Origin of the sequence: Pseudotamlana agarivorans, assembly GCF_001642835.1 — a bacterium.
GTDB classification, from domain to species: domain Bacteria; phylum Bacteroidota; class Bacteroidia; order Flavobacteriales; family Flavobacteriaceae; genus Pseudotamlana; species Pseudotamlana agarivorans.
Genome location: NZ_LXEI01000004.1, coordinates 152,011 through 176,947, shown reverse-complemented (window position 1 = coordinate 176,947; position 24,937 = coordinate 152,011). Strand labels below are relative to the sequence as shown.

Annotated in this window: 30 protein-coding genes; 6 read left to right on the top strand and 24 right to left on the bottom strand. The window is 35.0% G+C overall.

Annotated features, from left to right (window positions below; all coding sequences use genetic code 11):
- Window positions 1–9: 9 nt before the first annotated feature.
- The 20 genes from rplF to rpsL all read right to left on the bottom strand — a co-directional run bounded on the left by rplF (window position 10) and on the right by rpsL (window position 11,095).
- Entirely contained in the window at window positions 10–552 is a 543-nt protein-coding gene (gene rplF / locus A6I66_RS07855) for a 50S ribosomal protein L6 (RefSeq protein ID WP_067147361.1), read from the bottom strand.
- Between the two features lie 18 nt (window positions 553–570).
- Window positions 571–969, bottom strand: a complete 399-nt coding sequence (gene rpsH / locus A6I66_RS07850) for a 30S ribosomal protein S8 (RefSeq protein ID WP_067147358.1) — start codon at window positions 967–969, stop codon at window positions 571–573.
- Between the two features lie 69 nt (window positions 970–1,038).
- Window positions 1,039–1,308 (bottom strand): 30S ribosomal protein S14, encoded by a 270-nt coding sequence (gene rpsN, locus A6I66_RS07845; RefSeq protein WP_040278732.1) that lies wholly within the window; start codon window positions 1,306–1,308, stop codon window positions 1,039–1,041.
- A 3-nt stretch (window positions 1,309–1,311) separates the two neighbouring features.
- A complete protein-coding gene (gene rplE, locus A6I66_RS07840; RefSeq protein WP_067147356.1) occupies window positions 1,312–1,863 on the bottom strand; it encodes a 50S ribosomal protein L5 in 552 nt (183 codons plus the stop codon).
- A 2-nt stretch (window positions 1,864–1,865) separates the two neighbouring features.
- The gene (gene rplX / locus A6I66_RS07835) at window positions 1,866–2,177 is read right to left on the bottom strand and encodes a 50S ribosomal protein L24 (RefSeq protein WP_067147354.1); all 312 of its coding nucleotides are present in this window, start codon (window positions 2,175–2,177) and stop codon (window positions 1,866–1,868) included.
- 16 nt (window positions 2,178–2,193) lie between these two features.
- Window positions 2,194–2,562, bottom strand: a complete 369-nt coding sequence (gene rplN, locus A6I66_RS07830) for a 50S ribosomal protein L14 (RefSeq protein WP_067147352.1) — start codon at window positions 2,560–2,562, stop codon at window positions 2,194–2,196.
- A gap of 2 nt (window positions 2,563–2,564) precedes the next feature.
- A complete protein-coding gene (gene rpsQ / locus A6I66_RS07825) occupies window positions 2,565–2,822 on the bottom strand; it encodes a 30S ribosomal protein S17 (protein ID WP_054729566.1) in 258 nt (85 codons plus the stop codon).
- A 13-nt stretch (window positions 2,823–2,835) separates the two neighbouring features.
- Complete coding sequence (gene rpmC / locus A6I66_RS07820; RefSeq protein WP_067147350.1) at window positions 2,836–3,027, bottom strand: 50S ribosomal protein L29; 192 nt, start codon at window positions 3,025–3,027, stop codon at window positions 2,836–2,838.
- A 13-nt stretch (window positions 3,028–3,040) separates the two neighbouring features.
- Complete coding sequence (gene rplP, locus A6I66_RS07815; RefSeq protein WP_067147348.1) at window positions 3,041–3,460, bottom strand: 50S ribosomal protein L16; 420 nt, start codon at window positions 3,458–3,460, stop codon at window positions 3,041–3,043.
- 21 nt (window positions 3,461–3,481) lie between these two features.
- On the bottom strand, window positions 3,482–4,210 hold the full coding sequence (rpsC, locus tag A6I66_RS07810) for a 30S ribosomal protein S3 (protein ID WP_067147346.1): 729 nt from the start codon (window positions 4,208–4,210) through the stop codon (window positions 3,482–3,484).
- A gap of 9 nt (window positions 4,211–4,219) precedes the next feature.
- Window positions 4,220–4,627, bottom strand: a complete 408-nt coding sequence (rplV, locus tag A6I66_RS07805; protein ID WP_067147344.1) for a 50S ribosomal protein L22 — start codon at window positions 4,625–4,627, stop codon at window positions 4,220–4,222.
- 6 nt (window positions 4,628–4,633) lie between these two features.
- Window positions 4,634–4,912 carry a 30S ribosomal protein S19 gene (gene rpsS, locus A6I66_RS07800; RefSeq protein ID WP_067147342.1) on the bottom strand — a complete coding sequence of 93 codons (279 nt, stop codon included), beginning with the start codon at window positions 4,910–4,912 and terminating at the stop codon, window positions 4,634–4,636.
- Between the two features lie 3 nt (window positions 4,913–4,915).
- Window positions 4,916–5,743 carry a 50S ribosomal protein L2 gene (gene rplB / locus A6I66_RS07795; protein ID WP_067147340.1) on the bottom strand — a complete coding sequence of 276 codons (828 nt, stop codon included), beginning with the start codon at window positions 5,741–5,743 and terminating at the stop codon, window positions 4,916–4,918.
- Window positions 5,744–5,753: 10 nt separating this feature from the next.
- The gene (rplW, locus tag A6I66_RS07790) at window positions 5,754–6,044 is read right to left on the bottom strand and encodes a 50S ribosomal protein L23 (protein WP_019386269.1); all 291 of its coding nucleotides are present in this window, start codon (window positions 6,042–6,044) and stop codon (window positions 5,754–5,756) included.
- Window positions 6,045–6,051: 7 nt separating this feature from the next.
- Window positions 6,052–6,681 (bottom strand): 50S ribosomal protein L4, encoded by a 630-nt coding sequence (gene rplD / locus A6I66_RS07785; protein ID WP_067147338.1) that lies wholly within the window; start codon window positions 6,679–6,681, stop codon window positions 6,052–6,054.
- Window positions 6,681–7,298, bottom strand: coding sequence for a 50S ribosomal protein L3 (gene rplC / locus A6I66_RS07780; protein WP_067147336.1), 618 nt, complete (start codon window positions 7,296–7,298; stop codon window positions 6,681–6,683). The genes rplD and rplC overlap by 1 nt, the downstream gene beginning before the upstream one ends.
- Window positions 7,299–7,711: 413 nt before the next feature.
- Window positions 7,712–8,017 (bottom strand): 30S ribosomal protein S10, encoded by a 306-nt coding sequence (gene rpsJ / locus A6I66_RS07775; RefSeq protein WP_007650482.1) that lies wholly within the window; start codon window positions 8,015–8,017, stop codon window positions 7,712–7,714.
- Window positions 8,018–8,035: 18 nt separating this feature from the next.
- Window positions 8,036–10,156: an elongation factor G gene (fusA, locus tag A6I66_RS07770; protein WP_067147334.1), complete on the bottom strand. Its 2,121-nt coding sequence runs from the start codon at window positions 10,154–10,156 to the stop codon at window positions 8,036–8,038.
- Between the two features lie 6 nt (window positions 10,157–10,162).
- Window positions 10,163–10,639, bottom strand: coding sequence for a 30S ribosomal protein S7 (rpsG, locus tag A6I66_RS07765; RefSeq protein ID WP_067147332.1), 477 nt, complete (start codon window positions 10,637–10,639; stop codon window positions 10,163–10,165).
- 81 nt (window positions 10,640–10,720) lie between these two features.
- Window positions 10,721–11,095: a 30S ribosomal protein S12 gene (rpsL, locus tag A6I66_RS07760; protein ID WP_019386263.1), complete on the bottom strand. Its 375-nt coding sequence runs from the start codon at window positions 11,093–11,095 to the stop codon at window positions 10,721–10,723.
- Window positions 11,096–11,310: 215 nt separating this feature from the next.
- On the opposite strand from rpsL, the gene A6I66_RS07755 reads away from it, so the two are divergent.
- The 4 genes from A6I66_RS07755 (at window position 11,311) to rlmB (ending at window position 18,691) form a co-directional block, all read left to right on the top strand.
- Window positions 11,311–12,969, top strand: coding sequence for a POTRA domain-containing protein (locus A6I66_RS07755; RefSeq protein WP_067147330.1), 1,659 nt, complete (start codon window positions 11,311–11,313; stop codon window positions 12,967–12,969).
- A 117-nt stretch (window positions 12,970–13,086) separates the two neighbouring features.
- Complete coding sequence (locus A6I66_RS07750) at window positions 13,087–16,350, top strand: SusC/RagA family TonB-linked outer membrane protein (protein WP_067147479.1); 3,264 nt, start codon at window positions 13,087–13,089, stop codon at window positions 16,348–16,350.
- Window positions 16,351–16,362: 12 nt separating this feature from the next.
- Window positions 16,363–17,880, top strand: coding sequence for a RagB/SusD family nutrient uptake outer membrane protein (locus A6I66_RS07745; protein ID WP_067147328.1), 1,518 nt, complete (start codon window positions 16,363–16,365; stop codon window positions 17,878–17,880).
- A gap of 73 nt (window positions 17,881–17,953) precedes the next feature.
- Entirely contained in the window at window positions 17,954–18,691 is a 738-nt protein-coding gene (gene rlmB, locus A6I66_RS07740; RefSeq protein WP_067147326.1) for a 23S rRNA (guanosine(2251)-2'-O)-methyltransferase RlmB, read from the top strand.
- Window positions 18,692–18,870: 179 nt separating this feature from the next.
- Here rlmB and A6I66_RS07735 read toward each other — a convergent pair whose 3' ends face one another.
- On the bottom strand, window positions 18,871–19,620 hold the full coding sequence (locus tag A6I66_RS07735) for a rhomboid family intramembrane serine protease (RefSeq protein ID WP_067147324.1): 750 nt from the start codon (window positions 19,618–19,620) through the stop codon (window positions 18,871–18,873).
- A 123-nt stretch (window positions 19,621–19,743) separates the two neighbouring features.
- On the opposite strand from A6I66_RS07735, the gene A6I66_RS07730 reads away from it, so the two are divergent.
- Window positions 19,744–21,027 (top strand): replication-associated recombination protein A, encoded by a 1,284-nt coding sequence (locus tag A6I66_RS07730; protein ID WP_067147322.1) that lies wholly within the window; start codon window positions 19,744–19,746, stop codon window positions 21,025–21,027.
- 12 nt (window positions 21,028–21,039) lie between these two features.
- Here the strand turns inward: A6I66_RS07730 and A6I66_RS07725 are convergent, their stop codons facing one another.
- From A6I66_RS07725 to radC, 3 genes are all read right to left on the bottom strand, one after another.
- Window positions 21,040–21,789, bottom strand: a complete 750-nt coding sequence (locus A6I66_RS07725; RefSeq protein ID WP_067147320.1) for a hypothetical protein — start codon at window positions 21,787–21,789, stop codon at window positions 21,040–21,042.
- Between the two features lie 130 nt (window positions 21,790–21,919).
- Complete coding sequence (locus tag A6I66_RS07720) at window positions 21,920–23,221, bottom strand: polysaccharide deacetylase family protein (protein WP_067147318.1); 1,302 nt, start codon at window positions 23,219–23,221, stop codon at window positions 21,920–21,922.
- Window positions 23,221–23,919 carry a RadC family protein gene (gene radC / locus A6I66_RS07715; RefSeq protein ID WP_067147316.1) on the bottom strand — a complete coding sequence of 233 codons (699 nt, stop codon included), beginning with the start codon at window positions 23,917–23,919 and terminating at the stop codon, window positions 23,221–23,223. The genes A6I66_RS07720 and radC overlap by 1 nt, the downstream gene beginning before the upstream one ends.
- A gap of 110 nt (window positions 23,920–24,029) precedes the next feature.
- On the opposite strand from radC, the gene A6I66_RS07710 reads away from it, so the two are divergent.
- A complete protein-coding gene (locus A6I66_RS07710) occupies window positions 24,030–24,917 on the top strand; it encodes a dienelactone hydrolase family protein (RefSeq protein WP_067147315.1) in 888 nt (295 codons plus the stop codon).
- The last annotated feature ends 20 nt before the right edge of the window (window positions 24,918–24,937 follow it).

The following is a 24,937-nucleotide window of genomic DNA, read 5'->3' as shown; positions in this document are numbered from 1 at the left end:
ACTTAATTATTAAGCTGATTTACCTGCTTTTCTTCTAATTTCTTCACCTACAAACTTGATACCTTTTCCTTTGTAAGGTTCAGGTTTTCTAAATCCACGGATCTTCGCAGCTACTTGACCAACAAGTTGTTTATCGAATGATGTTAACTTAACGATTGGGTTTTTACCTTTTTCAGAAACGGTTTCAACCTTAACTTCTGGAGCAATATCCATAACAATGTTATGAGAAAATCCTAAAGCTAAATCTAATTTTTGTCCTTGGTTAGATGCTCTATAACCTACACCAACCAATTCTAATTCTTTAGTCCATCCTTTAGATACACCTTCAATCATATTGTTTACTAAAGATCTGTATAAACCATGTTTGGCTTTTTGATCTTTATGATCTGAAGAACGTGTTACTAAAACATCGCCTTCTTCTACTTTAATTTCAACAGTGTCGAAATTTTGAGTTAGTTCACCTAATTTTCCTTTTACAGTTAAAACGTTGTCTTTAACATCAACTGTTACACCTTCTGGAATGGCTACTGGATTATTTCCTATTCTTGACATTTCTTTCTGGTTTTAAAATTAGTAAACGTAACATAAAACTTCACCACCAACATTATCTCTTTTGGCTTGTTTACCAGTCATAACTCCGTGAGAAGTTGAAACGATGGCAATACCAAGTCCGTTAAGGATACGAGGTAAATCTTTAGAACTAGCATACTTACGTAAACCTGGTGTACTAATTCTTTGAAGTTTTTTAATTACAGGTTCTTTAGTTTCTTTATTGTATTTAAGAGCTATTTTAATAGTTCCTTGTACAGAAGAATCTTCAAATTTATAACTTAAAATATATCCTTGTTCGAATAAAATTTTAGTTATGTCTTTTTTCAAATTAGATGCTGGAATCTCTACCACTCTGTGGTTAGCACGCACCGCGTTTCTAATTCTTGTCAAATAATCCGCAATTGGATCTGAGTACATAATGAATTGATTTTGTGATCTTGGTTTTCGGCCTTGCGCCGAACCTAAAATCTGATTATTTAAATAATATTACCAACTAGCTTTTCTTACTCCAGGTATAAGACCTTGGTTAGCCATTTCTCTAAAAGTTACACGAGAGATCCCGAAAGTTCTCATGTATCCTTTTGGTCTACCTGTTAATTTACATCTATTATGCTGACGAATAGGAGATGCATTTTTAGGTAACTTTTGTAATGCTTCATAATCTCCAGCTTCTTTTAAAGCTTTACGTTTCTCAGCATATTTAGCTACAGTTTTTGCTCTTTTTACCTCACGGGCTTTCATTGATTCTTTAGCCATATCTTAGTTCTTTTGAAAAGGTAATCCTAATTCGGTTAATAATGATTTCGCTTCTTTATCAGTTTCGGCAGTTGTTACAAATGTAATATCCATACCAGAAATTTTGTTCACTTTATCAATGTTTATTTCTGGGAAGATGATTTGTTCAGTAATTCCTAAGTTGTAATTACCTCTACCATCGAAACCTGTAGCTTTAATTCCGTTAAAATCTCTTACACGTGGAAGTGCAGAAGTTACTAAACGGTCTAAAAACTCATACATTTTTTCACCACGTAAAGTTACTTTAGCGCCGATAGGCATACCTTTACGTAATTTAAATGATGCAACATCCTTTTTAGATAATGTAGAAATCGCTTTTTGTCCAGATATAGTCGTTAATTCTTCTACAGCGTAGTCAATTAATTTTTTGTCTGCAACAGCTGCTCCAACACCTTTAGATATTACTATCTTAGAAAGTTTAGGAACTTGCATTACATTCTTATATCCAAATTCGTCTGTAAGAGCTGCAATTACTTTGCTTTTATACTCTTCTTTAAGTCTTGGTGAATATCCCATAACTATATTACTTCATTAGATTTTATTGAAAATCTTACTTTTTTATCACCTTCTACTCTATATCCAACTCTTGTTGTTTCTCCTTTTGAAGTTAACAATGATAAGTTAGAAATATGAATAGGTGCTTCTTTCTCTACGATTCCTCCTTGAGGGTTTTGTGCACTTGGTTTAGTATGTTTCTTAACCATGTTTACACCCTCAACGATCGCTTTGTTCTTTTCTATTAATACTTTTTGTACAACACCTTCAGATCCTTTGTGATCTCCAGCGATTACTTTTACAGTATCTCCAGTTTTTATTTTAAGCTTTGTCATCTTACTTATTAATGTATTAAAGCACTTCTGGTGCTAATGATACAATCTTCATGAATTGTTTATCACGAAGCTCTCTAGCAACAGGACCAAATACACGTGTACCTCTCATCTCACCCGTTGGGTTTAATAATACACAAGCATTATCATCAAATCTTATATAAGATCCATCTGGTCTTCTTACTTCCTTCTTGGTACGTACAACAACTGCTGTAGAAACTGCTTTTTTCTTAACGTTTCCGTTAGGGGTTGCATCTTTTACAGAAACAACTATTTTGTCTCCAACAGAAGCGTATCTTCTTTTAGTACCTCCCAATACACGGATAACCAAAACTTCTTTTGCTCCTGTATTGTCTGCTACTTTTAATCTTGATTCTTGCTGTAACATAATTATTTAGCTCTTTCTATGATTTCTACTAATCTCCAACATTTAGATTTACTTAAAGGTCTTGTTTCCATGATCTTTACAGTATCACCAATATTACAATCGTTCGTTTCGTCGTGTGCAACATATTTCTTAGTTTTTAACACGAACTTACCATACATAGGGTGTTTTACTTTTTTAACCTCAGAAACCACAATTGATTTCTGCATCTTGTTACTAGTAACAACTCCTATACGTTCTTTTCTTAAATTTCTTGTTTCCATCTTTTCGGCAGAATTATTGTAATTCTCTTTTAGTTAATTCGGTCGCAATTCTAGCTACAGATCTTCTTACAGTACGTAATTGAATTGGATTCTCTAAAGGAGATATTGCATGAGCCAATTTTAGGTCTGAATAACTCTTTTTTGTTTCACTAAGTTTCTCTTGTAACTCAGCTACAGATAATTCTTTAATTTCTGATTGTTTCATAATATCAAATAAATTATGCTTCGTAATCTCTAGCGATTAAAAACTTAGTTTTAACAGGTAATTTTTGTGCTGCTAAACGTAATGCTTCTTTTGCAACGTCTAAAGGCACACCACCTATTTCAAATAAAACACGACCTGGTCTACAAACGGCTACCCAATATTCAACGGCACCTTTACCTTTACCCATACGTACTTCAAGAGGCTTTTTTGTGATCGGCTTGTCTGGAAATATTTTAATCCAAAGTTGACCTTCTCTTTTCATGTAACGTGTAGCGGCAATACGAGCTGCTTCAATTTGACGAGACGTTATAAAAGTTGCGTCTAATGCTTTTATTCCAAAAGTTCCGTTTGAAAGTTGGTGTCCTCTTCCAGAGAGACCTTTCATACGTCCTTTTTGCTGTTTACGAAATTTTGTTCTTTTAGGCTGTAACATTTTTCTTTACTTTATAAAAAATTACTTTCTACGACGAGGTTTGTTATCTCTGTTTCCGCCACGTCCTCCGGCTCCACCTTTTCCTTGCTTCTTAGATAAACCAACAAGCGGAGAAAGTTCTCTTTTACCATATACTTCACCTTTCATGATCCATACTTTAACACCCAATCTACCGTAAGTAGTGTGTGCCTCAACTAAAGCATAATCAATATCGGCTCTGAAGGTTGATAAAGGAATACGTCCTTCTTTGTAGTGTTCAGAACGTGCCATCTCAGCACCATTTAAACGACCACTAATTTGGATTTTAATTCCTTCAGCATTCATACGCATTGTAGCAGCGATAGCCATTTTGATTGCACGTCTGTATGAAATTCTGTTTTCAATTTGACGAGCAATACTAGATCCTACTAAAAATGCATCAAGTTCAGGTCTTTTAATTTCAAAGATGTTAATCTGAACCTCTTTTCCAGTAATTTTCTTAAGCTCTTCTTTTAACTTGTCTACCTCTTGACCACCTTTACCGATAATAATACCAGGTCTAGCAGTAGTGATAGTAACGGTTACAAGTTTTAAAGTTCTTTCAATAATTACTCTACTAACACTAGCTTTAGATAAACGCGCGTGAACGTATTTTCTAATTTTATCGTCTTCGGCAAGCTTATCTCCATAATCATTACCTCCGTACCAGTTAGATTCCCATCCTCTGATAATACCTAAGCGATTTCCGATTGGATTTGTTTTTTGTCCCATACTTCTATCTTAGCTTTGTGTGTTATTTTTAGCTCCTACCACTAATGTTACGTGGTTTGAACGTTTTCTAATTCTGTGTGCACGACCTTGAGGTGCTGGACGCAATCTTTTTAACATAGATCCACCATCAACTCTAATCTCTTTTACTATTAATCCAGCCTCTTCGATGTTACCTTCTTCGTTTTTAGCTTGCCAGTTTGCAATTGCAGACAATAACAATTTCTCTAAACGACCAGATGCTTCTTTTTGGTTGAATTTTAAGATATTAAGTGCATTTTCTACTTTTTCACCTCTTACTAAATCGGCTACTAAACGCATTTTTCTCGGTGATGTAGGACAATTATTAAGTTTAGCAAAAGCAACTTGCTTTTTTCCTTCCTTAATAGCGTCTGCCATTTGTTTTTTACGACTTCCCATAGCTTACTACTTTTTACCTTTATTTTTAGCACCTGCATGTCCACGGAATGAACGTGTTGGTGAAAATTCTCCTAATTTATGTCCTACCATGTTCTCAGTAACGTATACTGGTACAAATTGGCGGCCATTGTGTACTGCGATTGTTTGTCCAACAAAATCTGGAGTAATCATACTTGCTCTTGACCAAGTTTTGATTACTGTTTTTTTGTTTCCTTCAACATTTACAGCAACTTTTTTCTCTAATTTATAATGAACGTAAGGTCCTTTTTTTAATGATCTTGCCATGTCTTATTTCTTTCTACGTTCTACAATATATTTATTACTTGCTTTCGTCTTAGAACGGGTTCTGTATCCTTTAGCTGGCACACCGTTTCTAGAACGTGGGTGTCCACCTGAAGATTTACCTTCACCACCACCCATTGGGTGATCAACTGGATTCATTACTACTGGTCTAGTACGTGGTCTTCTACCTAACCATCTTGTTCTACCCGCTTTACCACCTACTAATAATTGGTGATCTGAGTTAGAAACAACACCAACAGTAGCCATACAGTTTACAAGAATTAATCTTGTTTCACCTGAAGGTAATTTTACTGTAGCAAATTTACCATCTCTTGCCATTAACTGAGCAAAAGCACCAGCACTACGTGCCATAACAGCACCTTGACCTGGACGTAACTCTACACAAGAAATAATTGTTCCTAATGGAATTTCACTTAATGGCATAGCATTTCCAATTTCTGGAGCGATACCTTCTGTACCAGATACTACATTTTGCCCAACCTGTAAACCGTTTTGAGCAATAATGTATCTTTTCTCACCATCTTGATAATTCAATAAAGCGATAAAAGCTGTTCTGTTTGGATCGTATTGAATAGAAGCTACTTCAGCTGGAATTCCTGCTTTGTCTCTTTTAAAATCAATAATACGATACTTTCTTTTATGACCACCACCAATATAGCGCATGGTCATTTTTCCTTGACTGTTTCTACCACCAGACCTTTTATTCGGAACGAGTAAACTCTTTTCCGGCTTATCAGTAGTAATGGCGTCATAACCATTTACTACTCTAAAACGCTGTCCTGGGGTGATTGGTTTTAATTTTCTTACTGACATTTGTCTTTAATTACATGTTACTGTATAAATCAATCATTTCACCTTCCGCCAGTTGTACAATTGCCTTTTTAACAGCATTTGTTTTACCATGTTGAATACCAGTTTTAGTAAACTTGGTACTACGATCTGGACGGACATTTATAGTACGAACTTTTTCAACAGAAACACCATAAGCAGCTTCAACCGCTTTTTTGATTTCTACCTTGTTCGCCTTAGTGTTCACTGCGAAAGTATAGCAATTTCTTAACTCGCTATCTGCAGTCGCTTTTTCTGTGATTATAGGTTTAATTAAGATACTCATCTGTTTCTTATTTACTTAAGTTTGTTTCAATTCCTGCTAATGCTCCTTCTAATAAAACAACTTGTCCTGCATTTAGGATTTTGTAAGTGCTCAATTCTGAAGCAGTAATAACCTCTGTACGTTGTACGTTACGAGATGCTAAATAAACATTGTTATTTGCAGCACCTAATACGAACAAAGTTTTTTTGTTTTCAAGCTCTAAAGCTTTTAAAACAGCTGTAAAGTTCTTTGTCTTTACAGTATCAAAATTAAAGTCTTCTAAAACTGTAATTGATTTTTCTCCTGCTTTGATACTTAAGGCAGACTTACGCGCTAAACGCTTTAAGTTTTTATTAAGTTTGAAGCTGTAGTTTCTAGGTCTTGGACCGAACATACGACCACCACCTTTAAATACACCAGACTTAATACTACCTGCTCTTGCAGTACCAGTTCCTTTTTGCTTTTTAATCTTACGCGTAGATCCAGAAATCTCAGCTCTCTCTTTAGATTTGTGAGTTCCTTGTCTTTGGTTTGCTAAATATTGTTTAACATCCAAATATACAGCGTGATTATTAGGCTCAATAGCAAACACATCTTTAGAAAGGTCTGCCTTTCTACCTGTGTCTTTTCCGTTTATATCTAAAACTGCTACTTTCATTATTTTCTAATAATTACATAAGCGTTTTTGTGTCCAGGTACACACCCTTTCACTACTAGTAGGTTCTTTTCAGCAACTACTTTTAAAACTCTTAAATTTTGAACTTTAACTGTGTCTCCACCCATTCTTCCTGCCATTTTCATTCCTTTGAAAACTCTTGCAGGGTAAGATGCAGCTCCAATTGATCCTGGCGCTCTTAAACGGTTATGTTGACCGTGAGTAGCTTGACCTACACCACCGAAACCATGACGTTTTACAACACCTTGAAATCCTTTACCTTTAGATGTTCCTGCTACATCAACAAATTCACCTTCAGCAAAGTGATCTACAGTAACAGCATCTCCTAATTTGTACTCCGCATCAAAACCTTTGAATTCAACGAGTTTTCGCTTAACAGAAGTACCCGCTTTTTTAGCATGACCTAAGTCTGCTTTAGTAGCGCTTTTTTCTGTCGCGTCATCGAAACCAAGTTGTACAGCATTATAACCGTCAACTTCTTCAGTTCTGACTTGGGTAACGATACATGGTCCAGCTTCGATAACTGTACAAGGAATGTTCTTCCCGTTTTCATCGAAGATGCTGGTCATACCGATTTTCTTTCCAATTAACCCAGACATATTTAATTATTTATTAATGATTTACTTATTTATTAAAAACATTTAAGGCTGAAAATACCATTCAGCCTTGAAGTGTATTTTTGCCGTTTTTCCCGCAACCGCATTGGTGGGACATGTAAATATGAAGTTAAACTCCACATTTTAGGAGTGCAAATGTAGAGTTTTATTTTGATTTAAAAAAATGATTATCAAATAATTCTGCATAAATTCTTTATAACCACGTAATTAGTACAATTTGCACCAATTTAGCATTATTAAGCACAGTAAAAACAAGGCGGTTTAAGCCCTTAAAGTGCCTTGAAAAGTTCCAGAAACACTAATAAAACGACTATAAACACAAAAAAGCACCAGAATAATAACTTATCCTGATGCTTTATTTTATAAAGTATTAAAAGTTTAAACTTTTAATCTACTTATACTTTAATTTCTACTTCTACACCACTTGGTAACTCTAATTTCATTAGAGCATCAATCGTTTTTGAAGATGAAGAGTAAATATCAAGTAAACGCTTGTAAGAGCTTAATTGAAATTGTTCTCTAGATTTCTTGTTAACGTGTGGAGAACGTAATACAGTGAAAATTTTCTTGTGTGTTGGTAATGGAATTGGTCCAGTTACAACAGCACCAGTACTTTTTACTGTTTTTACAATCTTATCAGCAGACTTGTCTACTAAGTTATGATCGTAAGACTTTAATTTTATTCTGATTTTTTGACTCATTTTCTTAACTTTTTAAGATTATTCTCCTTTTGCTGCTTTAATAACCTCTTCAGAAATATTTGAAGGTGTTTCAGCATAGTGTGAAAATTCCATTGTTGATGTTGCACGACCAGATGACAATGTTCTTAATGTTGTTACATAACCAAACATTTCCGATAATGGTACAGTAGCTTTTACAGTTTTTGCTCCAGCTCTATCACCCATATCACTAACCTGACCTCTTCTTCTATTTAAATCACCTACAATATCACCCATGTTTTCTTCAGGAGTAATAACCTCAAGTTTCATAATAGGCTCCATAATAACCGCTTTTGCAGCTTTTGCAGAGTTTTTAAATCCTAATTTTGCAGCTAATTCGAAAGATAATTGATCCGAATCCACATCGTGGTAAGAACCATCAGTTAATGTTACTTTCATAGCATCAACTTCATATCCTGCTAATGGTCCATTAATCATGGCCATTTTGAATCCTTTTTCAATTGAAGGGATAAATTCTTTAGGAACGTTACCACCTTTAATTTCAGAAACAAATTCTAAACCAACTTTACCTTCTTCAGCAGGCTCAAGTGTAAATACGATATCAGCAAATTTACCACGTCCACCAGATTGTTTTTTGTAAACTTCTCTGTGTTCTGCACGTTGTGTAATAGCCTCTTTGTACTCAACTTGTGGTTGACCTTGATTTACTTCAACCTTAAACTCACGTTTAAGACGGTCTACAATAATATCTAAGTGAAGCTCACCCATTCCAGAAATAATAGTCTGTCCTGAAGCTTCATCAGTTCTAGCAGTAAACGTTGGATCTTCCTCAGCTAATTTAGCTAAAGCCATACCCATTTTATCTACATCTGCTTTAGTTTTAGGCTCAACCGCGATACCAATTACTGGATCAGGGAAGTCCATAGATTCTAAAACGATAGGATTCTTTTCATCAGACATAGTATCACCAGTCTTGATATCTTTAAATCCTACTGCTGCTCCAATATCACCTGCTTCGATAAAATCGATAGCATTTTGTTTATTAGAGTGCATTTGATAGATACGTGAAATACGCTCTTTTTTACCTGAACGGTTATTTAAGATATAAGACCCTGCATCTAAACGACCTGAATATGCTCTAAAGAAAGCTAAACGTCCTACGAAAGGATCGGTAGCAATTTTAAATGCTAAAGCCGCGAATGGCTCTTTTACATCTGGCTTACGTTTTTCTTCGTCACCTGTTGATGGGTTAGTTCCAACAACACTATCTCTATCTAATGGAGAAGGTAAATAACGACATACAGCATCTAATAAAAACTGTACTCCTTTATTTTTGAAAGCAGAACCACAAATCATAGGGATGATTGACATATCCATTACAGCAGCTCTAAGTGCAGCGTGCACTTCTTCTTCTGTAATAGAATCTTCATCTTCCATGAATTTTTCTAATAGATTCTCGTCGTATCCAGCAACCTCTTCAATAAGTAAGGCACGGTATTTACGAGCTTCTTCTTTCATATCTTCTGGAATATCGATCACATCAAAAGTTGCCCCTTGAGTTTCATCATGCCAAATAATAGCACGGTTTTTTACTAAATCGACAATTCCTTTAAAGTCTGCCTCATCACCAATGTTTAAAACGATTGGCACAGCGTTAGACTTTAACATATCTTTTACTTGTTGACAAACACCTAAAAAGTTAGATCCTTGACGGTCCATTTTGTTAACGAAACCAATTCTAGGCACTTTATAGTTATCAGCTAGTCTCCAGTTAGTTTCAGATTGAGGCTCAACACCATCAACCGCACTAAATAAGAATACTAAACCATCAAGAACACGTAAAGATCTGTTTACCTCAACGGTAAAATCAACGTGGCCCGGAGTATCGATAATATTAAAGTGGTAATCTTTTGTTTCAGGTAATGGTTGTGCATTTTCCATTGGGAATTTCCAAGAACAAGTTGTTGCAGCAGAAGTAATTGTAATACCTCTTTCTTGCTCTTGCTCCATCCAGTCCATTGTTGCAGCACCATCATGCACCTCACCAATTTTATGAGAAACACCTGTATAATAAAGTACACGTTCTGTAGTAGTGGTTTTCCCTGCATCAATATGTGCAGCGATACCAATATTTCTAGTGAATTTTAAATCTCTTGCCATTTCTTATTAAAATCTAAAGTGAGAGAATGCTTTGTTTGCTTCCGCCATCTTGTGCGTATCAACTCTTTTCTTAACCGCTGCACCTTCTTCTTTAGCTGCTGCTAAGATCTCGGTTGCTAAACGTAACGCCATAGACTTTTCATTTCTTTTACGTGAAAAGCTAATAAGCCATTTCATAGCCGTAGAAACTTTACGGTCTGGACGAATTTGCATTGGAATTTGGAATGTTGCACCACCAACACGACGACTACGTACTTCTACGTGAGGCATCACATTTGATAAAGCATCTTTCCAGATCTCTAAAGCCGTTTTCTCTTCGTCAGTTTTTTTCGAATCTACAATATCAATTGCATCGTAGAATACTTTAAAAGCTACCGATTTCTTTCCATCCCACATCATCATGTTAACGAAACGAGTTACTAACTGGTCGTTAAAACGTGGATCTGGTAAAAGCGGTCTCTTTTTTGCTGCTCTTTTTCTCATGTCTTCTTTTTGAGTTTTTAGTTTTTAGTTATTAGTTATTGGCTTTTTCAAACTTCTAACTTCTAACTTCTAACTTTAATTTTACTTCTTAGGGCGTTTAGCACCATACTTAGATCTACGTTGCGTTCTACCTGAAACACCTGCTGTGTCTAAAGCACCACGTACAATGTGATATCTAACTCCTGGTAAATCTTTTACCCTTCCACCTCTTACCAATACTATCGAGTGCTCTTGTAGATTGTGTCCTTCACCACCGATGTATGCATTAACCTCGTTTCCGTTTGTTAAACGAACCCTTGCTACCTTACGCATTGCTGAGTTAGGTTTTTTAGGTGTCGTTGTGTAAACACGAGTACACACACCACGTCTTTGCGGACAAGAATCTAAAGCAGCCGATTTACTCTTCTTGGTAATTTTGGCTCTTCCTTTTCTTACTAATTGCGAAATTGTTGGCATATATATTATATATAAATTTTATTATCCTCTTCTAAGAGGGCTGCAAAGGTAGAAATTAAATTTTATTATTCAAATCCTAATTCATTAATTTTCAACCTAAAATGAAATTTATTTATTGACTTATATTATCAAGTGGTATTTTCCGTTAGATTTACAATAAAAAAACGACCACCCAAAACGTGAAAAAACCTATCTATTTCATAATCATACTCTCCATGCTTTTATCGCTAAATGGGTTTGCACAAAATTTAGGTTTAAAAGTATACGGCAAAACAGATTATGAAACTTCAATAATTAAAAATTTAAATTACACCTCCTTTCACAAAAACTACAAGTCTGTAAAATCTGAGGTTGACAGTATTCAAAACACCCTTTTAAAAATGGGATATATTGAAAACGAATTAAAGTTTATTAAAAAAATAAACGATTCTACATTCGAATCTGCCATCCATTTAAAGAACAAAATCGACACCATATATATATACCATAATAAAAAGGAAATAAATACATCCAAAATAAGCCATGTGTTCAAGATAATAAACGACACCTGTTTCGCAATAACACTTCCTAATTTAGAAAATACTTTAAGTTATATAAATGCTGAAAACGCAAAAAAAGGTTTCCCCTTTACCAACCTAAAGCTTTCAAACATTGTAAAGCACGACTCAACATCACTTAAAGCCCATTTAATTTTAGACACTACAAATAAAAAAAGAACTATAGACCATATTATTATAAAAGGATATGAAAAGTTCCCTAAGTCCTATTTAAAACATTTTTTAAAAATTAAACCAGGTCAAACTTTCGATTTAAACCAAATTAAATTAAAAACGGAACAACTTAATAATTTAAATTTTGCTCGAGAAACCAAAAGTCCAGAGGTTCTTTTCTCAAAAGATTCCACAAGTCTTTACCTTTATTTAGAAAAAACACAGAGCAACACCTTTGATGGCTTTATTGGATTTGGAACCAATGAAGAAACAAACAAACTAGAATTTGACGGTTATTTAACCCTAAACCTCACAAACAATTTAAATTTTGGAGAAGAATTCCGAATTTTATACAAAAGTGACGAAAACGACCAGCGAACATTTGAAACCAACTTATCATTACCATACTTATTTAAAACCCCTATTGGCATAGAGTTGATGCTACGTCTATTCAAAAAAGACTCATCATTCACCACAGCAAACCAATCTGCCAAACTGCATTATCAAATAAATGCAAAAAACAAAACATTCGCAGGCATCTCTTCAACAGAATCAAACAACCTGCTTTCTGAGAACACAACAAGTTTAATTTCGGATTACTCTACATTTAATTACACCCTAGGTTACGAATTCACAAGTTCTAGAACTATGAATTTACTATTCCCATGGAATTCCAAAATATATACCGACGTAAGTTTCGGTAAGCGAAAAACCAGCGCTTCAAAAGAAAACCAAACTTTAGCATTATTAGACGCCTTTAAAATATTTAACCTAAATCAAAAAAACAGCATCTTCCTAAGGGTAAACGGAGGAGCCTTAATCTCTAATACCTATTATGAAAATGAATTACTAAGGTTTGGCGGCATTAACTCGATAAGAGGTTTCGAAGAGAACAGCATTTACGCCTCACTTTACGGTGTTATAAATAACGAATACAGATTCCAATTAAGCAACACCATATATATTAACTCCATTATTGATGCTGCATATTATGAAAATAAAATAACAAACATTCACCAGAAACTCTACGGATTTGGCTTCGGATTTGGTCTTCTAACAAAAGCCGGTTTATTTAAATTCAACTATGCTCTTGGAAAAACAGAAAACGAAAATGCGAAACTTTCAAATTCTAAGATACATTTAAGTTTAATAGCTAATTTTTAGTATTAGATTACAGTTTTATGGCAATTTAGCACCTAATTCATAAATTTTAACCATTATTTGTTGTTTTATTAACTTTTTATTATGATTTTTGACCTGACTAATTCAAATAATTATAAAATGAAAACAAAGTTTAGTGGAATTCTAACGCTATTACTAGCGCTAGTTGTGCAACTATCGTTTGCACAAGAAAAGACAATTTCAGGTACGGTTTCAGATGAAACAGGCTTACCGCTTCCTGGAGCAACAGTCTTAGTAAAAGGAACAACTTCTGGTACTTCAACAGATTTCGATGGTAAATACACGATCTTAGCGAAAACCGGAGACGTTCTTGTCTTTAGTTTTGTAGGTTACACAACACAAAATGTGACAGTAGCTGCTTCAAGCAGTATTAATGTGACTTTACCTGAAGACACTGAGTCGTTAGATGAAGTAATTATTGTTGGTTATAGTACATCAACAAAACAAGCCTTTGCAGGTACAGTTAATGAAATTAAATCAGAGGTTTTAGAAACTAAAAACTACGCTAACGTTTCTCAAGCTTTAGCTGGTGAGGCTGCCGGTGTAAATGTAATTAACACTTCTGGACAGCCAGGAACTGTTGCTACAGTTCGTATTCGTGGTTTTGGATCGGTTAATGGAAACAGAGATCCACTTTACGTGGTTGACGGGGTGCCATTAACAACTTCTTCAACATTTGATGAAAATGGTGCTGCTGTTAACAACGACGCATTAAACGCTATCAATCCTGCAGATATCGAGTCAACTACTATATTAAAGGATGCGACTGCAACCGCAATATATGGTGCACGTGGTGCAAATGGTGTTGTATTAATTACGACAAAAGCTGGTAAAAAAGGCACAAGTGTTATTGATGTGGATGTTAGAACTGGTGTGAATTTCCAAGCTATTCCTAGATACGATGTTATTAAAGACCCGAATGAATACGTTGAGTTATCTTGGGGAGCGCTTAAAAATTATTTCGAACTTGACTATCCAACATTTAATTCTGTGGATTATGCAAATCAATACCTATATAGTACAAACTTAGGTATTCACCCAACGTATAACAACTACAACGCTGCAGATGGATCTCAGTTAATTGACCCAACTACAGGTAAAATGTTACCAGGTGTTACAACAAAATACACCCCAGAAAACTGGGAAGATTATGCTTTCCAAACTTCAATCATGAAAGAAGTAAACTTAAAAATGAGTGGAGGTAACGACAAAACGAGATACTTTTCTTCTTTTGGTTATTTAGACCAAGAAGGTTATATGAATAACTCTAATTACAAGCGTTACTCAACACGTTTAAACGTAAATCATAAACCTAAAGATTGGCTAACCGCTACTGCTAATTTAAGTTATAGTTATGACGAAACAGTAGCCAATGGACAATCTGAAGACTCAGGTAGTGTATTTTGGTTTGTTGACAACATTCCTTCAATTTACCCATTATTTTTAAGAGATGCTAATGGAGACAAAGTTGAAGATCCTTACTATGGAGGTTATCAATATGATTACGGAAACACAAGAGGCTTTGGTGGGTTAACAAATGCTATAGCAGATTCTCAATATGATTTTGATGGAAACAGTAGCCACTACGTTAATGGATCTTTCTCTTTAAAATTTGATATTACTAAAGATCTAAGTTTCGAAACACGTTATGGTGTACAATACTATAACCGTATCCGTAACGTTATAAACAACCCTTTTTACGGCTCGGCGGTTGGACAAAGTGGTAGCTTATTTAAAGTTAATACCTTAGAAATCACACAAAACTTATTAAACATGCTTAGGTATAGCAAAACTTTTGGAGATCACGGTTTAGAAGTTCTTGCTGCATTTGAAACAAACCAGAATGATTACGAGTATGCAACTATAAGTAAAAATAAAGTTGTAAACTTAGAAAACGGTTTAGACCAAGCTAACAACTATGTCGTAGTATCCTCTCCTCCAACAGGATACAGCAGAGCAAGAGCCATGGAAAGTTATTTTGGACAACTTAATTACAACTACAACCAAAAATACTATTTAACAGGATCGATAAGACGTGATGGTTCTTCTAGATTCTATGAGAACAAATGGGGTACTTTTGGTTCTGTGGGTGCTGCATGGGTAATTAGCGGTGAAGATTTCTTATCTTCTTCAAAAGCTGTTAATTTCTTAAAACTTAAAGCGAGTTATGGATTAGTTGGTGACGATGGTGGTGTTGATTACTACAGTGGGCAAAATTCTTACAATATCAACAACTTAATCGGTGAAATTTCATTAATCCCTAACGCCATACAAGACCCAACTCTAACTTGGGAAACTTCAAAAATGTTTCAAACTGGTATTGAATCAACATTTTTTAATAACATCATCGACTTAAACCTAGATTATTACATTAAAAATACAGATGCTTTAATCTTCGATAAAAGATTAGCACCTTCTACAGGTGAAGCCTTAATTACTGTAAATGACGGTGAGTTAGCGAATAGAGGTTTAGAGTTTGATTTATCAGCAAACATTATTAAAACTAAAGACTATGGTTTAAGTGTTTCTGTAAACGGTGCTTTTATAAACAATGAGTTAACAAGAATGCCAATTGAAGAATCAACTGGCTTACCAAAAGTTTTAGATCAAAATACTATTTATGGCCGATCAGAAGGACACAGTATTTATGATTTTTATATGAGAGAATGGGCAGGAGTAGATAGTGATAATGGTAATCCACTTTGGAACCAATATTATAACGATGCTAACGACAATGGTGTAGTTGATACTGGTGAAGCAATTAGTAGTTTAACGGAGTATGAGAGCGAAAACCCAAACAGCACAAACATTAAAAAAACAACAACTAGTGTTTATGCGGATGCCACTGAAAAATATACAGGACATTCTGTTATACCAGATGTTAGTGGAGCTTTTAGAATAAACGCAAAAGTTAAAAACTTTACCCTTAGCACGCAGTTCACATATAGTTTAGGTGGATACGGATACGATTCTGCTTATGCTCGTTTAATGAGCAACGACAATATTGGAGGAAACAATTGGCATACAGATGTTAGAGACAGCTGGAAAGAACCAGGAGATGTAACAAACGTTCCTAGATTAATTAGCGGATTAAACACAACTGTTAATTCTACATCTACAAGATTCCTTACATCTACTGATTATATAGCTCTAAACAATGCAAGTCTTGCTTACTCATTACCAAGTATTTTCCTTAATAATACTGGTCTTACTGGTGTGAACTTTTCTTTAACTGCCGACAATTTATTTGTAAGCAGCAAAAGACCAGGATTTAACCCAAATACAGCAGAAACAGCTGCGTCAAGCACTTACAATTATGCACCACTTACTACTGTGACATTAGGTGTAAGAGTTAAATTTTAAAAAAAAAAGAAAATGAAAAAAACATATTTAAAAACACTATTAATTTCAGCTATTTCAGTTTTTGCTGTAGGTTGTAGTTCTGATTTCTTAGTAGAAACTCCAACAGAAGATATATCTGTAGACGATGTCGCTAAAACGGGAGAGATTTATGCTGGCGTATTAGCTGGTACTCTTACTGGTATTTCTAATGCCACATTTACAACCGGAACCGGTGGCACTACGGACCATGAAGATTTCGGTCAAAAAGGATACGATATCTATTTAGATTTCCTATCTGGTGACTTAGCTTTAACGGCTAATAATTATAACAGATATGGTCGATTTGTACAATTCCAAACAACCAATGATTTCACACAAACAATTGGTAACTACACGGCTTGGAGATATTACTATAGATTGATATCCTATGCTAACGGCATTATAGATGCTGTAGGCGGTAACAATGCTACTATTACAGATGCGAATCGCGTAACTATGGGACAAGCAAAGGCCATGCGTGCATATGCTTATTTCTACTTAACTCAGTTATATATTCCTGAGTACACACCATCGTCTAAAATCCTACCATTATACATAGATTCAAGCGGTGTATCCTTACCACAAAGTGAAACTCAAGAAGTTTACGCACAAATGGTTGACGATCTTACTCAAGCGGTTACTTTATTAGACGGTTACTCAAGAAGTGAACTATACCAAGTAAATCAAGCTGTAGCTAAGACGTTATTAGCCTATGTTTACTCTGCAATTGGAGGAAGTACAAATAACTTAATGGCTAGAGATTTAGCTAATGAAGTGATTGCAGAAGCTGGTTTACCTATAACTAATAAAACTCAAACTGTTGGTGGATTTAATCGCATTGAAAACAACCCAAGTTGGTTATGGGGTATTGATATTACAACAGATGCTGGTTTAGACTTAATCTCATGGTGGGGACAAATGGATATTTACACCTATAGCTACCAATGGGCTGGAGATAAAAAAGCCATTGATGAAAACCTATACAATGAAATCGACGATAATGACATCAGAAAAACGCAATTTGCAACGGCTACAGATATAGCTGACCCGGCAAATCAATTAGGTGATACTGATTTGTTAATTCCTTTCAAAAAGTTCTACAACGGAAACCGTGTAAGAGGAGGACAAAGAGTTATCGAAGATGATTACGTTTTTATGAGAATAGATGAATTATATCTTTTATCTGCTGAATTATCTGCAAGAGAAGGGTTTGAAGCTGAAGCTAAAGACAGGCTTAAAGAAATTTTAGTTGAACGTTTTGACGATCCTGCAGATTACGCTTATGTAGATGCACTTTCAGGTCAAGCTTTACAAGATGAAATATACTTACAAACAAGAATTGAATTCTTTGGTGAAGGTAAAAGTTTCCTTGCACTTAAAAGAAATAAAGGCACTGTAACTAGAGGAGCTAACCACGTGTACTTCGCTGGTGACTCTTGGCTTTATAATGATGATATTTTAACTTTTGAAGTTCCACAAAGTGAAGTTCAAAACAATCCTCATATTAATTAATATTTGAATTATTAATTGAATTATGATTCTAAACCACCTCATTTGAGGTGGTTTTTTTTATACCTTTACCCCAATGGAAAATCAAACACAAATATTCGGTATTCGCGCTATCATTGAGGCTATTAACGCCAATCAAACTATAGATAAAGTCTTTCTTCAAAAAGGATTACAGGGTGATTTATTTTCAGAATTAGAGACTTTAGTTAATAAAAAGTCGATAAACAAGTCTTATGTTCCAGTTGAAAAACTAAATAAGCTATCAAAAGGAAACCATCAAGGGGCTGTGGCACAGATTTCGCCAATTGCCTTTCATGATATGGAAACTTTAGTTTCTAATGTGATTGAATCTGGTAAAACCCCATTATTTCTACTATTAGATCAACTTAGTGATGTTAGAAATTTTGGTGCCATTATTAGAACTGCCGAATGTACCGGAGTTGATGGCATTATTATTCAGAAAAAAGGAGGTGCTCCTGTAAACGGAGATACCATAAAAACTAGTGCCGGAGCGGTTTTTAAAGTCCCTATTTGTAAAGTAGATCATATTAAAGATGCCGTATTTTTTATGCAAGCATCTGGAATAAAAGTCATTTCTGCTACCGAAAAAACTAATGATACGCTATACGATGTATCCTTTAATGAACCCTGCGCTATTGTCATGGGATCGGAAGGCCGCGGTATCAACCCTTCGATAATAAAGGTATCGGATGCAAAGGCCAAACTACCTTTACTAGGTGAGATTGAGTCTTTAAATGTTTCGGTAGCTTGTGGTGCTTTTTTATATGAAGTACTTAGACAGAGACGTGATTAGTTATTGGTTATTGGTTATTGGTTATTGGTTATTGGTTATTGGTTATTGGTTATTGGTTATTGGAAAATAAAAATTCAATTTTAGATTTTAGTTAATTTTTCTGAGATATTGGATCTTAACTCTTAAAAAGTATAAAATTCTAATTTAAATCTAAGAGTTTAAAAGAGTCTTTTCACTTTTCACTTTTCACTTTCGCTATCTCTTTTATAAATATAATTATAAGTCACAGGATTTTCGGTTTCTGTATCTTCAACATCATCGACCTCAATACTTTCGATAAAATTTCCATTTTCATCAAAATGTTTTAGGAAGGGATCATCAGCTTCATTGTAATCTGGTGCCTCCCAAACATACTTAATAGGTTTTTTGATCTGCTTTTTAAAAATAATAGCGAAAAACAATCCACATATTAAACCCGACAGGTGACCTTCCCAGGATATCCCCTCTTTAATCGGAAAGGTATACCAAATCATACTTCCGTAAAGAAAAACCACAGCTAAAGACAAGGCTACTAACCTATAGTATTTAGCAATTATGCCTTTGAAAAAAAGAAAACTCACCAAAACATAAATGAGTCCGCTTGCCCCAATATGATAAGAAGGACGACCAATACACCAAGTTAGCAAACCGGATAATAAAATTCCATAAGCCAAAATTTTCCAAGCAATGGGGCGGTAGAAATAAAATAAGGCCGCAGAAAGCACAAACAAGGGTATGGTGTTATGATATAGATGCTCGATATCGCCATGAATAAAAGGGCTAAATACGATACCCCTTAAACCTTTTAATGTTTGTGGGTAAATACCATAGGTATTGAAATGCTGCCCAAATCGAACTTCAAACCAAAATACGAACCAAATGGTTAGAATAAAAAACAAGGGATATGCGATAACCCCTGTGCTAAATTGAAAAGACTCCTTTTTCTTCATTGAAATAAATATAGCAAAATGTTATCCAAATTCGATTGTATGTTAAATTGGCATGTTTTCAGCCTTTAAAAAATGTTTACCTGATTTCTAAGCATTGCATGATAAATGTTTTAATTTTACAATATGAATGCAAATGAACCATTAGCTGAACGCCTACGACCTAAAACACTGGATGACTACGTAAGTCAGACCCATCTTGTAGGTGAAACCGGTTCATTAACACAGCATATCAAACAAGGTTTAATCCCTTCCATGATTTTTTGGGGACCACCAGGAACTGGGAAAACAACCCTTGCTAATATTATTGCAACAGAATCTGGAAGACCTTTTTATACCTTAAGCGCCATAAATTCTGGAGTTAAAGACATCCGTGACGTTATAGAAAAAGCTAAAAACAGCGGCGGACTCTTTACCGTTAAAAATCCTATTTTATTTATTGATGAAATTCATAGGTTCAGTAAATCACAACAGGATTCTTTGTTGCAAGCCGTTGAAAAAGGATGGATTACCCTTATAGGAGCGACTACAGAGAACCCTAGCTTTGAAGTTATTTCTGCCCTTCTATCCCGATGCCAGGTTTATATTCTCAATGCCTTTGACAAACATGATTTAGAAACACTACTAAATCGTGCTATTAAAACCGATGTATTCCTCTCAAAGAAAACTATTATTTTAAAAGAAACTAGTGCACTTTTAAAACTCTCTGGCGGTGACGGCAGAAAACTACTTAATATTTTTGAACTGTTAGTAAACTCCTATGATTCGGATGTAGTTGAAATCACCGATGAGGCCGTTTTACAACGCATACAAAACAATACAGTTCGATACGACAAAACAGGCGAACAACATTACGATATTATTTCAGCATTTATAAAATCCATTCGTGGTAGTGACCCTAATGCTGCTGTTTACTGGTTAGCGCGCATGATTGAAGGCGGTGAGGACGTTAAATTTATAGCCCGCCGTTTACTTATTGCTGCTAGCGAGGATATAGGCAATGCTAATCCAACGGCATTAGTAATTGCGAATAACACCTTCCAGGCTGTATCAACTATTGGTTTCCCTGAGTCTCGAATTATTTTAAGTCAGTGTGCCACATATTTGGCCTGCTCTCCTAAAAGTAATGCTGCATATGCCGCCATAGGTAAAGCGCAACAATTAGTAAAACAGACTGGTGATTTAAGTGTCCCTATAGACTTAAGAAATGCCCCCACAAAACTCATGAAAGAATTAGGTTATGGCGAAGATTATAAATACGCTCATAACTATAAAAACAATTTTGCATCTCAAGAATTCTTACCAGACGCCATAAAAAACACAAAATTATACGACCCTGGAAACAATTCCAGAGAACAATCGCATCGTGAGTTTTTAAAAAATCGCTGGAAAGACAAGTACAACTACTAGTCTTTAAGCAAACTAAAACTTAATGTTAAGTACTTGTTGTTTTAGCACATCCCCCTCATAATATTCTAAAACCCATTGATTATCTTTTTTGCAGACGGTTGCACTTTTACCCTGAACCAAAAACACATCCTTAGCATTGGTTTTTTGCAATTTATAAACCACTTTTGGGGTATTATCAACTAGCTGATAACCATTAGCTGTTTCTTGAGCGTATAATGTACCGTTTGGTGCTGAAGTTTTTACGGGTGCTGCCGACACTAATGCCGTAGCAGGAGGCGCAGGCACATTATTGCTCGCAACTGGAGGAACCGGTGATGTAGCTACTGTACCATCATATTTATAGTTAACAGTCTCAAATGACTTAAAAGCATCTCTTAAGGCTAAATTATAAGCCGCTTTAAACTCTTTTTCACGACTTTCTCCTTCTTTAGAACTATATACAGTTTGACCGGAACAATTTTGAAGAACTACCGTTAATTTCGTCTTAAACAACCCCGAGCTTTTTAATACATTAGATTTTAAAGCGATACAACCATTATTTAATAAATCTTCTGGATACTCGCCATTATCCATCACCGCGGTAAAACCATATTTTTCAAATAAAAAGGCGGTTAAAGAATTGAGTTGATATAAATCGGGTTCACTTAAAAACTCATATTTACTAGGTACAATAACATATTTATAAGCATTTAGGTTTTTCTGTGCGAAAGCCATCGATATCGAAAACAATGCTAAGCAGAATGATAATAATTTCAACTTCATTTTATTCTAGTTATTAATTTAAACACAGTTGTAAAGATACAATTTTTCAAAAGGTTCAATTCCATCGTAAATGTTACAAAACTCATAAAATCTATGGCTTATAGGAATGAAAAATGTTTAATCCCTTGTATTAACCTTCATCGACCGAGTCTAAAATGAGATTAAATAACTCCTTAAAACCCTCCCATTCTTTATCTTCCGAAAAGGTATAATTATGAAACACAGGAACAAACTCGCCATTGACTGCTTTAATACTGCTTATCAGTTCATTTAGCACCTTTTTTTTGTCTAATAAGGACCACTGTTTTAAAAGCGCTACATCCATGAGTTGATAGGGCGTAATTTTTAATGGTGTTTGCACTTCATAGTCTAAATCATAAAATAAAAAAGGTGTGCATGAGCCCGCACGAAATCCAATATGATTTGGATAACCCATGGTATAATCTTCTTTAATTTCTAAAGAAATTAAGTACCTATAGGTTTCGGGTAAGTTCAATTTTGAATGGGATTGCCTGGAATCAATTAAATTCGTGTTTAAAATATCTTCCATTTTCGCCTTCTCTCGTTTCAAGCGTTTTTCATCTTCTAAGGCAAAAAATGATATTTTTAAACCCACTCGACAATAATCTGCCACGTGTTTGATAAGAGAAACAAAATCTCTTTTATTTGGACTTACCCCTTTATCGTAAGTAGTTAACTCTCCAATTAAAAAAAAGAACAGGAATTTAAATCGCGTATTTTTTTGCCTATTTAACAAATACTTAAACGTATCATGAGGATCGTTTTTAAATCGAAGTAAAACCCCAAACCTATCATAGAGGCTTACTATTCTAAACTTTGAAAAATCGGACAATACCCCAACTACAGTTCGTAAAAACCCTTTAAGTTTATACTTATAGGGACTAGGCACATCAATGATTGGCTTTACAGAATAATTTTTATTAGGAAATTTAAAATTTGGAAACTGCGCTTGCAGCGCTGCTTTAAATTTATAGGCCCAAATATCGACCACAGGTTGATGCAAAAAACCGGAGTTGTAAGCTAAACTCTCTTCGGCAGTAAAGCGTCCGAATTCATCCTTCACATGGGGTAAATATTCTTCATAACGCGATAACATATAAAATGAAGCTGAGAATATATCGAAAGGAATGGCACTCCTATCACCATTGGAAAAAAAACATTTGGTATTATCCCATTTTTGAATATTGATATCGACATCACTCAAGCCTTGCTCAAATAAAATATCATGACTTTTAACAAAGAATTCATTCCCCAGAGCCTGTTTTGTATAGGACATTTTCAAACTATCGTGCGCAATAAATTCTTCAATCTTAGTTGTAAACTTAACTTCAAAACCTAATATTCTTGTGCATATATGCTTGAAGATATAGTTTAAACGGGGCGATATGTGATGGGTATATACGAGTAGCATTACAACAAGCTTTCATCAGCAAAGCTAAAATAAGCCGATTCTGTTATTATTAAATGATCTAAAACCTGAATATCTAAGCTATGGGCTGCATTTTTTAATTTCTGAGTAATTTGCTTATCGGCTTCACTTGGTTTTAATGTTCCTGAGGGATGATTATGTGCTAAAATTATACCCGTTGCTCCTACCTCTAAAGCCGTTTTTAAAACCAAACGCACATCCACTAAAGTTCCTGTAATCCCACCTTTACTTTGCTGATTTTTTTGTAGTACTTTGTTTGAATTGTTTAAATAAATTATCCAAAATTCTTCATGATGAAGTTCACCAATAACCGGTTGCATCAATTCGAAAACCGAACGACTAGAGTTTATTTTATAGCGTTCTAAGGCTTCCTCTCCCCGACGTCGCCTTCCTAACTCTAAGGCAGCTAAAATAGTTATAGCCTTAGCTTCACCAATACCTTTAAACGCCATAAGTTGCTTTATAGACAAGCGTCCTAAAGCACTTAAATTGTTATTGGTACTGGCTAAAATTCGCTTACATAAAGCCACAGCGCTTTCATCACGGTTTCCCGAACCAATCAAAATAGCTACTAACTCGGCATCACTTAAAGCCGTTTTTCCTTTGTAAAGAAGTTTTTCTCTGGGCTGATCGTCTTGACTCCAATGCTTTATGGAAAAGGAGGCTGGTTTATCTTGCATCTGATAAATATAAATATTGTAAATTTATAAATCAACAATGGATAATTTAAATTTGAATTCATTGAAGCATTTTAATTATTCATCTAAATTGATTTAAAACCTATATCCTTATGAAACCTATAAAAAAAGAAGATCTCAGTCAAGACATTTACGATTTATACGATGACTATGCTCATAATAAAATAGACCGCCGACAATTTGTTGAAAAGCTCTCTTTATTTGCGATTGGCGGACTTACCTTACCTTCGCTGTTAAGCTTTGTTTCGCCAAATTATAAGGACAGTATTATGGTTGCCCCCGATGATCCTGCTTTAGATTCCGACTACATTCATTACAATTCACCTCAAGGCGGTGGCTCTATAAAAGGCCTACTTTCTAAACCTAAAGACTCCTATAAAAAGTTACCTGGTGTTATCGTGGTTCATGAAAATCGCGGATTAAACCCTTATATAGAGGATGTAGGACGACGCACGGCTTTAGAAGGTTTTATTTCTCTAGCACCTGACGCCCTAACACCATTAGGCGGTTATCCAGGGAATGATGACGATGGCCGAGCTTTACAGCGAAAAAGAGACCGAAATGAGATGCTAGAAGATTTTATTGCAGCCTATAATTACTTAAAATCTCACGAGGCATGCAATGGACATGTTGGCGTTGTTGGCTTTTGTTTTGGTGGCTGGATTTCTAATATGATGGCGGTTAAAATTCCAACTTTAGGTGCTGCGGTTCCTTTTTATGGCGGACAACCCACAGAAGAAGAAACTTCAAAGATTAAAGCACCGTTAATGCTTCAGTTTGGAGAACTAGATACCCGTGTAAATGCCGGTTGGCCTGATTATGAAGCCGCATTAAAAAAATACAATAAAACCTATGAAGCTTTTATCTATCCCGGAGCCAATCATGGTTTTCATAATAATACGACACCTAGATATGATGAAGCTGCAGCAAAATTAGCTTGGACAAGAACCATAGATTTTTTTAAAAAGCACTTGGTTTAATTCGAATTACAGTCGCTTAA